The organism is Alteromonas sp. H02, assembly GCF_059682525.1.
This window is the reverse complement of sequence record NZ_CM185021.1, coordinates 1,840,379-1,856,396: the sequence shown is the minus strand read 5'-3', so window position 1 is coordinate 1,856,396 and position 16,018 is coordinate 1,840,379. Positions and strand designations below refer to the sequence as shown.

Annotated in this window: 7 protein-coding genes; 1 reads left to right on the top strand and 6 read right to left on the bottom strand. The window is 45.3% G+C overall.

Features of this window, described 5'->3' with window-relative positions:
* Position 1 precedes the first annotated feature (1 nt).
* The 6 genes from AC566Q_RS08495 to AC566Q_RS08470 form a co-directional block, all read right to left on the bottom strand.
* The gene (locus AC566Q_RS08495; protein ID WP_499615736.1) at positions 2 to 2,932 is read right to left on the bottom strand and encodes a COG1470 family protein; all 2,931 of its coding nucleotides are present in this window, start codon (positions 2,930 to 2,932) and stop codon (positions 2 to 4) included.
* A gap of 10 nt (positions 2,933 to 2,942) precedes the next feature.
* A complete protein-coding gene (locus tag AC566Q_RS08490) occupies positions 2,943 to 3,518 on the bottom strand; it encodes an OmpA family protein (RefSeq protein ID WP_055022194.1) in 576 nt (191 codons plus the stop codon).
* Positions 3,518 to 9,772: a hypothetical protein gene (locus tag AC566Q_RS08485; protein WP_499615729.1), complete on the bottom strand. Its 6,255-nt coding sequence runs from the start codon at positions 9,770 to 9,772 to the stop codon at positions 3,518 to 3,520. The genes AC566Q_RS08490 and AC566Q_RS08485 overlap by 1 nt, the downstream gene beginning before the upstream one ends.
* A gap of 141 nt (positions 9,773 to 9,913) precedes the next feature.
* On the bottom strand, positions 9,914 to 12,883 hold the full coding sequence (locus AC566Q_RS08480; protein ID WP_499615723.1) for a beta strand repeat-containing protein: 2,970 nt from the start codon (positions 12,881 to 12,883) through the stop codon (positions 9,914 to 9,916).
* A gap of 110 nt (positions 12,884 to 12,993) precedes the next feature.
* The gene (locus tag AC566Q_RS08475; RefSeq protein ID WP_138602057.1) at positions 12,994 to 13,461 is read right to left on the bottom strand and encodes a hypothetical protein; all 468 of its coding nucleotides are present in this window, start codon (positions 13,459 to 13,461) and stop codon (positions 12,994 to 12,996) included.
* 67 nt (positions 13,462 to 13,528) lie between these two features.
* Positions 13,529 to 14,629, bottom strand: coding sequence for an ISAs1 family transposase (locus AC566Q_RS08470; RefSeq protein ID WP_123323549.1), 1,101 nt, complete (start codon positions 14,627 to 14,629; stop codon positions 13,529 to 13,531).
* A 224-nt stretch (positions 14,630 to 14,853) separates the two neighbouring features.
* Here AC566Q_RS08470 and AC566Q_RS08465 point away from each other — a divergent pair, with 224 nt between their 5' ends.
* On the top strand, positions 14,854 to 15,957 hold the full coding sequence (locus AC566Q_RS08465; RefSeq protein ID WP_202941503.1) for an ISAs1-like element ISAma3 family transposase: 1,104 nt from the start codon (positions 14,854 to 14,856) through the stop codon (positions 15,955 to 15,957).
* Positions 15,958 to 16,018 lie beyond the last annotated feature (61 nt).

The window sequence follows — 16,018 nt, the reverse complement described above, 5'->3', positions numbered from 1 at the left end:
TTTAGCGCACTCTCACTCCGAAAATGAGTATGGCCTGCTCACCGGCCTGCAATACACCGATATCTGCCTGAATATCGCCAACACCACCATCATTCGGTGTCGTTACATCCGCATTACAGGAACCACTTGGGCTACTGCAATTAAGGGCCGTCTGGAAATAAGTGGTATAAGCTTGAGTTCGGTCGTTAATCAGTACATTAAATACCGGTTCAGCACTTTGATTTCGGGCCGTTAAACGATACAGAACACATTGCCCTGGGTGCACCGGGAAAACACTAGTGCTAAAGCAGCTATCACCCGTGCAGGCCAACGGGCCATCAGGAACACCATCACAATTACTATCCAAGGCTTGCTCTTTAAAGATAAGCGTGTTGCCTTGGCTCGTTGATGTACTATCAGTAACCGAACGTTCTAAGGTATCCGTGCCTACAGTAGTAGTGAGGGTAATCGTTTTAACATTAATATCCCCAAGCACCGCCGAGGCAGGAGCAAAAACTCGTACATGCACGGTAATTGATTCGCCAGGTAAAAGAATTTCATCTCCATTATCAGTTCCTAAAACGCCACCTAAAGGTATTGTTTCATCTTCTGGGCCCCAAACACCGTTACCATCATCTTCATACACCAATACAGCCCAACCATTGTCATCTTCAGCCTGTGGCGTTGCTGTGAGTTGAATACTCGAAAGCGGTACAGTTCCTGTATTTTTAATCTGATGGGTATAACTAACACTAGAACCCGGAACAACTTGGTTAAATTGATCTGGGGAAAATGAAATATCAGGCGCGCCGAGTATTTCTACCGCATCCAATTTAATATCTTGTGCGGCACTCAACAACGATGACGCACGAAAATACAGATCATATACATCAACCTCAGCATTTGCAGCCGTTTGCACATGCGCACAAACCAACTGGGCTGAGCCCGCTGGAATAATATCAGTTACATCAATCGCGTTACCCAGAGATGTACAATCCCCAGCCCCACCATCGCGATAAAAACTCACGAGCCACCCAGGATATAGAGTACCAGCCGCAAAGTTAGTGGTACTTGCAGCGAGTTGATATTGGTCTTGACGATCACCGGTGTTATTCACATACAAGGTAAACGTTCCAGTATTACCCGGCATTAATGAAATCGTGGTTACTGCTGTTGGTTCCGGGCCTACACCTGCACCAGGCGCGCTTCCAGCACTCAGCGGCAAATTATTCGTGATATCAACCGTTGCCGGTACCACAGAAAGTAAGATATTACTTACCGCATTGGTTACAGTAGTATCAACATTAGAGGTAGCTGCTAACGTCAGTTCATAAGGGCCACCTACTGCATCGGCCGGCAATTCCACTTCAACAACTACAGGTAAACCACAACGGGTATTGTCTGCGCTCGTAACAAAACGGCCAGAACACGCACCGGTATCAAAATTAGGCAAAGGTATAGGGCCGGTATCTACTCGGCCACTGTTCGAAGTATCCAACAAAGGCGTTGCGCCATCTGCTTGTAACACACGTACAATGGCGTTATCAGGAAATGGGTTTGCTAAGCTAGCGCCAACGCGGTTCAGTGCCCGAACAACATTTAAATCAAAGGTATCAACACCATCACCTGTGTTCCAAATATAGTTAGTAAAACGAATCACCGCGCCTTGCCCAGCTGCCGCGATCTCAACGCGATTTCCCGAATCCAAACTATCATCCACACCGATGTTTATATCAGTAGAGCTATCGTTCACAACCACGCTTGGAGCAGTGGCGGATGATTTTATTTGAAAAGGTACTACGTTGGTATCAAACGGGGTTATTGCGCCACCTACAGGCCCTGAACCGCTTTGCGCATACACAACGGTATTGTCTTCATTGTTATAATAATACCCTGCAATATTCAGTATCCGTCCACCAGTCGAAATACCGCCAACAACCTGTACAGCAAATTCGATATAACCTTCGCCACCAGGCGGTAACGTTGCTAATTCAAACCGCACTCTATCCTGACAATCTACATTTGCAGCTGTGCCATCATATGCACAATAGGAAGCGGGTTCGGTTCCTCCCCCCTCGACGCCATCATCGTCATCAGTTAAAGCGGTATTACCCGTTTGGCTCCAGCGGCCAGAACCAGGCACATACTCAAACCCACCGGTTTGCGGTTGGCCTTGTCCATCAAAAAAAGTTGTCGGTAAAATATCTTCCAATACCACCGACGAGGCTGTGAAATTAGAAACATTTCGATACGCTAAACGCACCGTATAAGGGCCACTGGGGGAACCTCCAACACGCACAGGCATTGATTTCAAAACCTCGATTAGAGGCCCTTCAATAAATTCAACACTATCAACTACCGTTTGGTTTAAGGTATTGTCATCAGAGCTAGTTGCTTCAAGTTCTATGGCAGAAAGTAAAACCGAGCCAGCAGCCCCATTCGCAATCACTTCAATCACTAAACCCCAAGTTTCACTTGGATCTATTGAGTTTGTGAGGTTGGGTAAACATGCGCTGCCATCATCACTACTCAATAAAATTTGACCCGGGTCAGGCCTGCCATCCAGATCAGTATCAGCATAAACGCGCCACTCTGAAACTTGAGCATCCACCGCGCTCACACAAATCTGATATCTATCAGCAACATTACCAATATTCGAAATTGTGTGTGCAAAGTATACCGGTCGTTCAGAAATAGCAGGTAAGCGTTGATCAGTTAAAAACTCAAATGCAGGCACTCCCTGAATTAAAGTTTCAACTATATTAGACGTAATACTCCGCTCTTCAGTGGCCTGAGAGCATGAGTCGTCGATGCAAGTACGGTATGTTGCCGATGCTTGGTTTTTAATTACCGTACCAGCGGGTACTACGTCCGCTACCGCGGAATAGGATAGCCCACTGAATAATACAACCAATATAGTTGTGAAAAACCACCTTGTTATTTGCATCGCCACTCAACTTCCCCTATCGAATTGGTTCCGGCGCAACAAACGCCTCTTCATCTGCATCTTGAACTACTCGTAGCGATAACGGACGCCCGTTTGAATCTAAAAGCATCAGTTCTACACGGCGGTTGTAAACTCGTTCAGACACATTGTCATCCGTTGAAAGCAACATTTCCTGACCTGCCGATCCTGTCACCATACGATCTCGTGAAACTCCGTTTTCAGTAAAGTAACGGATCACTGCTTGTAACCTTTCATTGGCTAAACTCAAGTTATAATCAGCATTACCTAACTGGTCGGTAAACGCCTGCATACTGATTTTGTACTCCGGGTTCGCTGCCATGATGTCTAAGTTTGGCTGTAAGCGCAGCTTCTCAGCATCGTTTAACTCGCCCCTATCAAAGCCAAAATAGACCGCAGGCTCCCAACGCGTGGTAATCTCCTCTATCATGGAGTTTACTACCACCACAGAATTAAAAGGCGCTTGGGGTGCTTCACACATTAAATCGTAATCAGCATACAGTTCATCCATACTGGCGCAACCTGATAAAGCCCCCACAAGAAATAACATGCTCAATAATGGTTTCTTTTTCATTAGTTTGCTCCAATAAACGAACGTATGCCGGCAGCTGTATTGCCAATCCAGGCAAAATCATCAGCGCTAATTTTATAATCCAAGCCAATATGGAGGCCTTGCGCATTATAGCCTTCAGGATCTAAATCATTATCTTTAAAGCCACGTACATTATAACCAACACCCATACGCAGATTCTTTCTAATCAAATAGTTAGCGCTTATTCCATAACTAAAGCGTTGCTCATTCTCATCACGAGCACTCATAATACCAGCGCGAACATCGATATCTAAACGCCGAGTCACACCCCAAATAACCCGACCATCAGCAATATAAATAGCATTGCTTAGCGCTAAATCATTTTGCTCAAATGATTGCCACTTACCACCAATTCGGCCCGACAGCACAAGATCGGCTTTCAATTCCAAGTTATGGTGATTGCTTAATACATGAGCAACGCGATCTGGCCCTAAATCGCCGCCCCAATGTTTACGCCATTGATACATGAACATTGAATGATGCTTGTTATCGAGTCGAGGCCGACGAGCAAAACCAAGCGTTACAATATGATCGCCATTTCGTGATTCTGTATCAGAATATTGAACCCGCATATCATTCCGAATCACACCTGACCAATTCTGCGAAATACGCCAAATATTGGCCAAGGAAACACCGTAATAACGGCGGCCGTTACCGAACCGAGTTTCAACTCGTCCAAGCGTTCGCCGATTCGCCGACCGAATATCCTCGAAACCTAAAGAATATGCCGTAGCGGCTTGGCTCTCATTACCATCAAGTACCCGAATCCATTCCACCGACGGGCTCCAAGTTAACCCTGGTTCGATTTCAAAGGCAGAACGAACACCATTCGCTAACGCTACGTCCTGCCCATCTTGGGCACCACGCAAGCGGTATTCAGAGAATAGGTCGGTATTACTAAATGCCCGCGTACGAACACCCGCAACAAACTGCTCCGTTTCTACATCCGAGGTAATTTGATTCATTCCCGCAATGCTATTCAAGAACTCATAACGAGCATAAAAACCTGTATTCTGCGTAATCGCCAGATCAGCATCTGCGGCTATCCGTTGCTTACTTGAGTCGCTAAACGCTTGCTCATATTCCGCACCAAGCGTTAGCGGTTTACCAAACACATCAAAACCACTCGCCAGACCTAAAATATAAGTGCCAAAACGATCATCCCCGTCAGTATCCCGCTGCTCAATAGCACGCGAACCTACGGTAGCCCGAACATTATCAAACTGGCGTAGCGCGAGAAAAGCAACGCTACTTTGTTCTGCATCAGTGCTCAAATCTTGTGTTTTTCGAGCTTCAAATCGAGCAGAAGTTCGTGAAGAAATTTGCTGTTCATGTTCAGCGCGCAGTTCTTCTCTAGCTTCACCAATACCTGAGGTAGGATTACGGAAGCCATCATTAGCGCGAGCCCAACGAATATCAGTAAAGCTGCCGTTTTCCCATTGGTGTTGCAAACCAACGCTCAAAGCATCGCCATCTTCATCAATTAGATTTTGCATCCGCCCGTATGAAGCAAAAGCACGCGTGCGATTCCCCAATTCATAAAGCGAAGTAACACTCGATAAACTATAACCGTCAATATCATGTGAGTTCTCAGTGAAGCTGCCGCTTAGGGTCAAAGAATCAGAAAGCTTATGCTGCAAGCGCGCACCATACACATCGTAATCCACACTGCTACCATCAACATTGTAGGTAATACGTAAAAATACAGGGTTGAACTCATCGTCAACTGAGGGAATGACATCAAAGAAACGTAAATCACCCGTGAAATAATTTATCGAGTAATCAACGCCTCGGCGCAGCGGCCGTGTCTCTATAACTAATCCAGGATTATTTCTATCGCGAACAATAAATTCTATAATTTCAGATTCACGAACTGGCGGCGCTGAAGTTTGGTACAACAATGCCGTACCGTTACCCCGAATTTCTTCAGTTACTTGCTGATAATCAACTTTCGCACCAAACAACTGAAGCCGAGTCGTTTGATTATCAAAAGTGAGATTGGCCCCCGTTAGAATTTGCTGAATACGCCCAACATCTTGGAAATCCGTATTCGCATCAGTAACAAAATCGCCCCAAAGTAACGAACTCGCACCACGTTCTACACGAGCATACACACGGCTTTGGCTTTTTGCATCATACCCACGAATAGATGCATCACCAGAAACCGGATAATAATCACCAGGGTTAAGATCACGGCGTATCTCTTCTTCATCACTCAATGCGCGTTCGCTATCAAAAGCCAACGTTAGGGTTGTACGTTCACCTACAGAGCCCGTTACAAACATACCGCTCTCTAAACCCGATTGTTCTTGTTCGATTGATTCAATATCGGCTGGAACATCACCATTATTGGTAAAATCACCCCAAACTTTTTTCGCTGAAATATAACCCGTAGCGAAAAGTTCGCGGACTGGTGTTATTTGCTGCACCGCAATACTGTCGTTCAAATCGTTAAAGCGAGCATGCACATCTCGAGAGCCTGTTTGAAAAGAGCTAAGTAGATGAATAGTCCCTTTCCCATCAACTATGCGTACCTGTTGGCCCATGGTATCCGGTTGCAAATCCGCTTCCGCAAAACGTAAATCATTACCTAATAAAGTAACTACATTAGAACCACTTGCGTGATAGCCCTCACTATCAAACAGCTCAATTGTAATCGGCATACGAGTTGTGCCGCCATCAGCAAAAAACGGTTCATCCTGAGCGGTTAACTGCAGGGCTTTTGCCGATCCCGGGCGCACAATCATAGTATCAATAAGCGTGCGTAAATTACCAAAGGGGTCTACCGCTTGAACAACAACATGGTTCTCGCCTGGCGTAAACTGCAAGCCATACCAAGTTACAACTTGCCCTTGCTCAGAAATATTTTCGATTTGCTCACCGAGCTGCTCTTTCGCTACTGCCTTGCCATTAATAGTCAACTCTGGTGTAACGCCCGCTTGCACAACAACCTGCAAACGGCCATCGCGGCTAACGCCGTTTTCAGGCCACAGTACCACGCCTGCTGTTGCTTGTTCACTGGTAATAATACGAGCTTGATCAACAGATTCAAGCATCTCAGGAGCATCGGCCAACGCTGAAGTGAGTTGCCCTTCAGCTATTGAAGTTTGTGGCGTCTCGCGCTCAGCAGACCGCATCGGGTCCAAACCACGGCTCAACGTTTCATCGTAAAAGCCACTACCTAAATCACCACCAGCACCGGCACTTCGAATACGTGTTCCAGCAGCTCTGTTGCGCAGAGGATCATTGGCGAGAATACTATCGTAAACCCACTCACTATTTGCGTTTTCTCTACGCGCTTCAATATCCGCCCGCACACGAACGATATTCCGAGCATCAGGGCACGCAATGGCAAAATCAGCTCGATGCATTTCTCCGGGTACTAAATCAACGAACCGGCTTGTTCCATCTCCTGCGTGACGTGTTGTGATCGGTTTTAAAGTAACGCCAGCCGGCATTGTGGCAGGGTCGACAGCAAGTGTTTTTAAACCTGGGCGTAAACCGTGAATACTAAACATGCCATCTTCGTCGGTTACTACCCATGTTCCATCTTGTAGATACAAACGTACACCAGGAATAACCCACTCACCGAGCTCCTGAGTACTTGAGCACGTAGTATCTACAAACACCTTACCAAATATAATACCGCGATCAGATAAAACTCCCTCGTTCCGAACCGTCACTGAAGCTTCTGCTTCATTTGATGTAAATAAAAAGCCACCCTCGTTACGAGCAGTTACATTGGCTTGGTTAACTAATCGACCATTATTTACAGCTACCGACGCGCGCATTACATACGTAATATCAAGCGTAGCACCTGGCTCCAATAATAAATTCGCCCCGTTTTCATCACGTATTCGAGGAAACACTAAATAACCGCCCTCATCACGAACGGGATCTGGTAACTCTATCGCCACACCGTTCCCTACTGTCATTCGAGCGGTCCCTGATTCGTAGCGAAGCCCGTAAGCAGGCTTATCAACGATGCGGAAACCTAACAACGGAACAGCGCTTGAGTTGCTAATACTCAATCGATAAGACACATAATCACCAGCAGCAATAACTTCGGTATCTACCGTTTTCTCTAGAAACAATTCACCCGCCACAAGTGAATCTTCAGGGTCTAATGGAATATCAGGAAACCAAGCTAAACCAAGAGAAAAAGCCCCTTTTGAGTCCCCTTGTTCGTTGGTAGTGGTCATTCCGTCGCCAACAGGCTGTAATCTACCACCGTCACCGAGGTAACCAATTAAGCCATAAGAATGCTCGCCTAAGTTTGAAGAAAATGCGCGTAAGGAAATAGGTGAAACACTTGATGGAAACTCATAGCCATCAGGCGGAGTTACACCAATGTAATAGCAATGGTCTGTTGCCGCACGCGCAAAACTGTACAATCCATCGGAATTCCCACTTCGGTTCATGCTCCCACTATCGAACGCAGGAATTACCTCACCAGTAAATCGATCTCGAGCAGGTTCAAAGTCTTCCGCAGTAAGCGATGCACATGCACTAGGGCCTGCATTCGAGAACACTTGCTTCGATTGAAACAAGCTTACCAGTGCGCCATTAACCGCTTTCCCCGAAGACGTATCAAAAACACGCCCCGAAGGTTCAACTGCAGCAACATCAGAAACGCGAATCATGCGTTGGCCAAAGCCAGCAGCCTGTTCAACTGGCACATCAAACGTAACATTCAGAATATCGCCAAAAGCGCTGTTCAAATAACAACCTTGGCCTAGAACTTCGTTGGTAGTAGTAGTAGATGTGAATTCGAAAGCCGATGCGGCAGTTGCACTGCTCGAACATATTTCACCATCGGCTGTACGAATACCGCTAAGAACCAATGGTTGCAAGCTTCTAAATACACCTGAATTCCGTTCAGTTTCTTTCATGACTACTTGAACCGAATCACCACTCAGCTGTGATTCAACCCGTGCTAATAAAAGTTCAACGCCATTTTCGTGAACGAAATCGTGTTTATCAAGATCCCGATTTAGTTGAGAGGCTACTAATCGAAGAAAAACACCATCCAGCAACGCATCATAACTTTGCTCACCGGGCATCGAATATATGCTGGTATCCATAAAGTGAGCATCATTACTATGTTTCACCTGCCCACTTGCCACCATTTCTGGCCGAGCAGATTGAAAACGAATCTCGGGTACATTCTGGGCGGCTACTGAGTTACACACTCGATTCGAAAATAAAATGTCACTGTTCGTACCCGAAAAGTCAATTTCAGCTTGGTTGTATATCATTGTGTTATTAGAAACACCGGGCTCTATTTGAACCGCAAAAGAAACACTACCCGATTGGTTAGGCTGCACGTTCGCAACCGGAATAAGCAATCCAAAACTCACGGCGGGAACCGTGCCATCCCAACTCTCGTATGGCTGCCAGTTTTGCGATTCAGAGCCACTCAAGCGCACCAATGGAATAGCTTGAATAGGTGAAACATCTAAATCTTGATTAGGAAGTAGGAAAGTATTTGCTGGAATTTTATCCTCCAACACAACGCCTTGATAAGGCACACCGTCAAGTGAAATCGTCCGCGGGCTTGGAAGTGAGGTGCCTGTATTAGAAAATTCAATGCTGTAATGAATCAACTCTCCGGCCGTTAATGGCGCTTCACATTGCTGGTGAGAGAATTTATTTAAAGTAAAAATCGCACCTTCACGAACAATCGCTTTATCGGTAACTGCTTTAACATCGCTCGCATCATGCTGCGATGTTACCGTCACTAATATATCGATTTCATCATTATTCCGTTGATTAGCTCGCGTGTTACCGAGTACAACGATATTAACACTAGCGTCAGGTTCAAGATTTTGAATAGAACTAATTTCTGGTTCGCCAGCATCCACAACACCGTTAGCATTCACGTCATGGTAAGCACGTAAATTTACTAATTCGCCATCATCACCTTCAAGGTTTTCAAACAAAAGCGTGTAGCTATCAATAGAGTTTCCAGTGTTGGTAACAATGTGGTCAAAATGAACTTGCTGCGCGGGGGCAACATATTTTATCTTCTCGTCATCAAGAATAAAACTATAGCTATGTCCAACCATCACTCGCGAAGTATTCGAAATCACTTCATGAGTAATGCCAAACTCTTCGTCATAATAAGAAGCGTGCGCTTGATTGTATATTGCAGTATTCGGTGGCGTATTTGCATCCACTGCAAAGCTTGCCAACAGCAATAAAGCATAAAACGTGTAGGTTGCTGCTTTCCACATGCCTGTACCATCCAGGTAACAAAGTTATAATTTTAGTTTTTTATTTCTTATTTTTTAATAAGCTCTCGTTCCAAGAGCGCATTAAAAAATAAAGCCGTTGCACACACTGTATTCACACAGCGCGCACAACGGCTTTAAGTATTAATTAACCACTACACAGAATTGAGCTGTGGCTTGGTCACCCGAAGGCAAGTTACCTACATTCCAATTAACTTCAGGAGCTGTACCACTATTAGGTACAGCATTACCATCAGATAAACGAATTGCATCACGAGCATTCTGGAAGGTTGTAAAGGCAGTTGTTGCATCAGAAATCACAACGTTTTGCGCTGCTGCACTACCTTCGTTCACCGTTGTTAAGCGCCAAACAATGCACTGCTCTGGTAATACCGTTCCACTTGGATTTGCTTCAAACAAGTTATCAGCTGGCCAAGTTGGCGATCCACCTGCACATGCACAGCTCGTGTCAACGAAAGCTGATTTTTGCAAACGCACCTGACCAACAATAACTTCAGAACTATCTATTGCTGTGCCTGTAACGTTGGCATTCGAAGCAGTTAGAGTAAACTGATCGATATTGCCAGCTGGTGCTGCCGCTGGAGCATACACAATTACACGTACATCTAAACGCTGTGCAGGCTCTAAGGTGATTACAGGGTTTGCACCACTATTATCAACCTCAATCTGCATAATCGTGCCAGAAGGTGAACGAGCAAATACAGTACCTGTAACTAGGTTATTAATCTGCACCCAAGCATCAGGTTCGCCATTGCCGGTGGTATCAACAAACAACTGCGTGTTGTTCGACCAACCATCGGCAGCCAAGCTATTTTGGCCTGTAATTTCAAGTGCTTCTGTTGAGTTACCAATGTTTGCGATTATGTGTGAATACGTTACATTACCGCCCGGTTGAATTTGGTTCGCACCATCCGGAGTTACATCAATATTCCGATTAGCCGTAACATCAACCGCATCAAGCTTGGTATCGGTAACAGCGCCATCAGAAGTAGAGGCAACCGTGAAAATTATCGGATACGCACCACCAATATCATCACCGTTCACACCACCCACAGCACCTGTAAACTCAGCAAGTGATTGCGATACCACTGCAGATACTTGTACAACTGCTTCATAGTGATAAACCGCGCCACCTGGCAATGCCGGTGAAGAAGAAACCGTATTCCCGGCATTTGCAGCATTGTTAATAACGCCATCGCCGTTCGAATCAATACCCAACTCACGGAAAGTTACCGACCATCCCGCAGGCAAAGTTGACTGTAAGAAAAACGATTGCGAATTACCCGAGTTGTTCGCTAAGAACAATGGGAACGTGGCTGTACCACCAACCTGTGCGGTTTCTGTCGTGATTGGTGTAGTTGCACTAAATGCATCAGCATCCACGCCAGCATCAACAAGATCAACACTATAGCTGTTTGCCAAATCCACTGTTGGAGCTGAGATTTGACCTAAAACTTCAAGTTTAGTGTTACTGGCTGGAGTGGCCGAAGGATCGTTTGCTGATGTAGCACGCATCGTCGCAACAAAAGGTCCGGTACCAGAAAATCCAGCCGGCAGTTGTGCTTTTACTTGGATACGTAAACTTGCGCCTGGAGCCAGCTCGCCAGTATCAGCACGGCCGTTACCATTGGTATCGGTTAACTGCACTGTTCCTGCTTCGTTCCAGAATGAGAACTGTGTACCCGCAGGGAACACTTGCGCACCCGCAGGAAGCGCAGTAGCGCCGGCATAAGCCGCACCTGCGTCGTTCAAAAGTTCAAAATCGATAATGTCTGTACCGTTACCATTGTTGGTAATCACGTTAGCAAAACCAACAGTAGAACCAGCACCAGCAGTATCTTGACGCGCGATATCGTTAACTGAGCCATCGTCGTCCGCTGCATCACCAGTATCCGATACATCAACCGTGTAGATTTGGCCTACAGTAGTTGTTGTGCTATTCGAAGGTACCGGATCATTTGGAGTACCACCGCCATCAGTATCACCTTGCGCAACAAACACGTTACGAATTTGTGAACCTGCACTAACTGCAGTTGGGTCAAATGATACTGTGAAAGTAATTGATACCGTAGTACCCGGAGCCATCGAAGCATTGTTGAAGAAAATACCATCAACCGCAGTTTCACCCGATATACCGTTACCGTTCATATCAATGCCCGCAGGCTCATCAACTTCGGTTAGCACAATAGTAGTAGGATCGCTTGGTATTGCCGTATCAACGCCGGCGGCATCACGGAATGTATCGCCATTAGATGCTAACAAACCATTAATTGCATTTACTTCCACAAAGCTACTATTAGTCGGAATAGTATCGAATATATTTACATTCTCAGCCGTATTCCCACCCGTATTAGCTACTTGTAAGGTATAGCGAACAGTGTTAGTATCTGCGTTTACTACCGCTGTTTTAGTTGCAACTAAAACGGCATCCGTAGTAACCGTAACTACGTTGTTTAGGCTATCGTTACCATCAGGTGTACCATCGCTATCTGAATCATAAGTACCAGCATCGCTGTTCGTTCCGATATCGAGAACCACACCCGCACCACCGCCAACAGATTGCACAAGTATAGTGGAATCTATTTGTGTACCTAGCGTTGCTGCCGCAGGAACAGGCACAGCAAGAATCAGCTGTACTTGCTGATTTGGGTTTAACGTAACTTGAGTAACAATAGATTCGCCCGCATCTGGCAAACCATTACCGTTCTGGTCCAGATACACGCTGTAGGCTGCACCCGGAGTTGCTGCATCAGACCCAGCAAAACCAGAGAGGTTAAAGGTATCGATTGCGTTACCTGTATTTACAAGGGTATGGCTAAAGTAAACCGTTTGCCCTGGTGCACCATTCAGGTTGCTATCGTTTTCAATTGTTGCTGAATATACTTCAGCTACCGTAACAATTGATTCATTTGATTGAGCCGAGTATTGATTACCGTTAACATCCTCATAAGTAACGGTAGCTCTGTTTCGAATATCGGTTCCCGCAGGCGTAGCTGCCATTGCAGATGCTTGTGCAACAAGCATTAACAAAAGCACACCTAAAGCAAGAACAAATCTTCCAACGTGAGAGCTGTTGGACTTAAAGTTCGTCATAATTTATTTCTCTATTTTTCACGAAAGCGCTTAGCACCAAGGGCTGTTACTATTTTGAGCGAATAGAACTACCAATTCGCTCTCTAATACACACAACAAACCGTTAGCAATTAGTTCACCACTACGCGATATGTAAATACGTGTGTTTCTCCGGGTTGAATTCCAACTAAGGAATTCCACCGAATTTGAGTGTATTCATCCGCAGATATTTCTGTTTGCGTGCCAGAGCTATCTGTAACAATCAGAGGCTCAGCTGCAAAAGAAGTCCCGCCATCAATACTCACCTCAAGAGAGGTCATAATTGAAGCGCTTGCAGAGTTAGCTATATAAGTTGTTTCGGTTGGAATAGGGCCTACAATACGCAACCCTGTTATTGGGCGTTCAGATACATTCGTGTAACGCAGCTCATATTCGATAACATCATTTGGGGAAACCGCGTTAGTTTCCTCGCGGATTTCTTCTGAATCTTCCGTTACAATGCGGTAAGTTACTAGTTCACTCTCTATATCCGCTATTGCCGCGTTCGATACACCTAATAATGCACCTGCAAGCATAAGTGTTAAAAGTATTCTGTACACAGCTCCACTCCTTGATTAATTTTTCACAGTGTTGATTTTATCTACAGTGCAGGGCAACCGCATACTTTTACCCAAAAATAAGCTCTGCTCTGAATTCATCGGCCCAGCCAGCCATTTTGAGTTTGCTTCTCATGCTGGCTTTCTTGGGGTGTAAACGAGCCATATTCAAACAAAACCGCCTAATCACTCCGACATTTTCCGCTCCGTCCTCTTTGCGTATTCGGCTATCATCTTCTTTGAACGTCACGTCTAACACCCAGTGGACTTTATTTTCGACTTCCCAGTGTGCTCGGATAGCCTGGTTGACCGCAACGGGGTCAATATCCAGTGAACTGATGTAATATTGCGTTTCAGTGCTCACCTCTTTGTCTTTAAGGTGGCGCTCTCGCTCTATTTTGATAACACTGCGTATACCTTTCCAGTGCTGTGCTTCACTTATCCACTCACTGACTCTTAGTTGCTGGCACCGGCGTACTTCAATTCGTCCATGGCCAGAATCAGTCTGTTCATTACAGGCAATCCAAGCGGGATTATCCCTCTCTACCTTATGGAAATAGGCGGCAATTTCATCGCGTAGTTGTTTGTGGTTATTTTTGATGCAGAGCACATAATCTGCGTTCTCCGAGCTGATTTTCTCGACTATCTTTTTCTGAGAGTTCATGGCATCTGCACTGATAAGAGCGCCTTTAATATTAAGCGTGTCGAGTAGGTCCAATACCGAAGCATTCTCATTTTTCTTGCCCGATGACTTCAGTTGCGCAAGCACTAAACCTGCATCTTTGCTCCAGGCGGTAATGCTATGTAATGCCGTTTGCTTATCGCCATCGTAGGAATGACGAAGTGTCTTACCGTCGATGGCAATTTGAGGCTTACCCGTTTCAACACGCACTTCATTCACCCAATTCATAAAGGCTTTATTTAATTGTTCAGGGCATATTACTCGGACAATTCGGGCAATGGTATCGTCAACAGGAATGCCGTTTTCAAAGGGACGGTATTGGCGCAACCAATCAAGTTTATCTCGACCAAACACTTCTATATCGCTCCAACCCTCTGCTCCAGAAAGGACTGCACTCACAGTCAGAAATATCACATCAATAAAGTCATGTTGAACATTAATTTGCGTGCGGGGATCGGTAACTTCTGAAAAATGGCTTAGAAAACTCATAATTAACTCGTGTCATCAAAAAAACTATTTGATCACACTAATGATGATAAATATAACGAATTAAATCGATCAGATATCAGAGTAATTTAACAAAAGTACGATCTTGCCCTGATCTACAGTGAAAAAGATAGTATATATGCCAAAAGGCATCAGGGCAAGATCATACTCTGACTTGCGTTAACTAGCGCATCTGTGATCAAATCTAGCTTTTTAGGCTAGCACAGATGTCATTTATTACCCATTTTGAGTCACTTGAAGATAAACGCTCTCATATCAATAAGAAACATGACCTACTTGATGTGATTTTTCTCACTGTGGTGGCCATTCTTTCTGGTGCAGAGGGATGGAAAGACATCAAGCAATTTGGGGACAGCAAACTGGATTGGTTGCGTAAGTTCAGGGATTTTAAAGAAGGCGTACCCGTCGATGATACCATTGCCCGTATTATCAGTTCGCTAGAGCCCAACGCCTTGCTAACGTGCTTCATTAGCTGGGTGAATGAAATCCGTGAAGACCAAGGGCAGCCCGTGATTGCGTTTGATGGTAAAACGCTTCGCCATTCATTCGATGGTGATAGGAAAACCGCCCTTCACAGCGTGTCGGCCTACGCGGTGGAACAAGGTTTAGTCCTCGCACAATGTAAATCGAAGGGTAAGAAAAATGAAGTGTCGACGGTACTGGAATTGATTGAATTACTGGAGTTAAAAGGCAGTATTGTCACTGCCGATGCCATGCATTGCCTGAAGAAGGTCGCTAAAGCCATTAATGCAAAAGGAGGCGACTACGTTCTGCAAGTCAAGAATAACCAAGGTAAACTTGCAACGGAAATAGCGGCTTACTTCCACAAGACACGGCGTGATACTCCACAAGATATCAAAACAAACAGTTTAACCTTAACCAATGATGGTCATGGACGCATCGAGGAGCGTACCTACGTTCAGCTACCCATTACGCCTTGGTTGACGCAAAGCCAAGGCTGGACGAATATTAAGTCGGTCATTGAAGTCACCCGAAAACGCTACCTTAAAGATAAGGAAACGAGTGAGACCGCTTATTACATCAGTTCCTTGGAGGTTAACTTACCTCAAATTGCAAAAGCCATTCGCAGCCATTGGTCGATAGAAAATGCATCACATTGGGTACTGGATATGACGTATCGAGAGGACGACTCCCGCATCAGACGCGGCGATGCGCCCGAAAATATGGCAACCTTCCGCCGCTTTGCAATGAATTTAGCACGCTTGAGTCCTATTAAAGACAGTATGAAAGGTAAGCTGAAGCAGGCGGCGTGGTCTGATGAAGTCAGAGAAAAACTCTTGTTTGCTTAAATTTTATTCAAGTATGATTTTGCCCTGCAAAAGGCATATACAACCACTAAAACCCCATGAT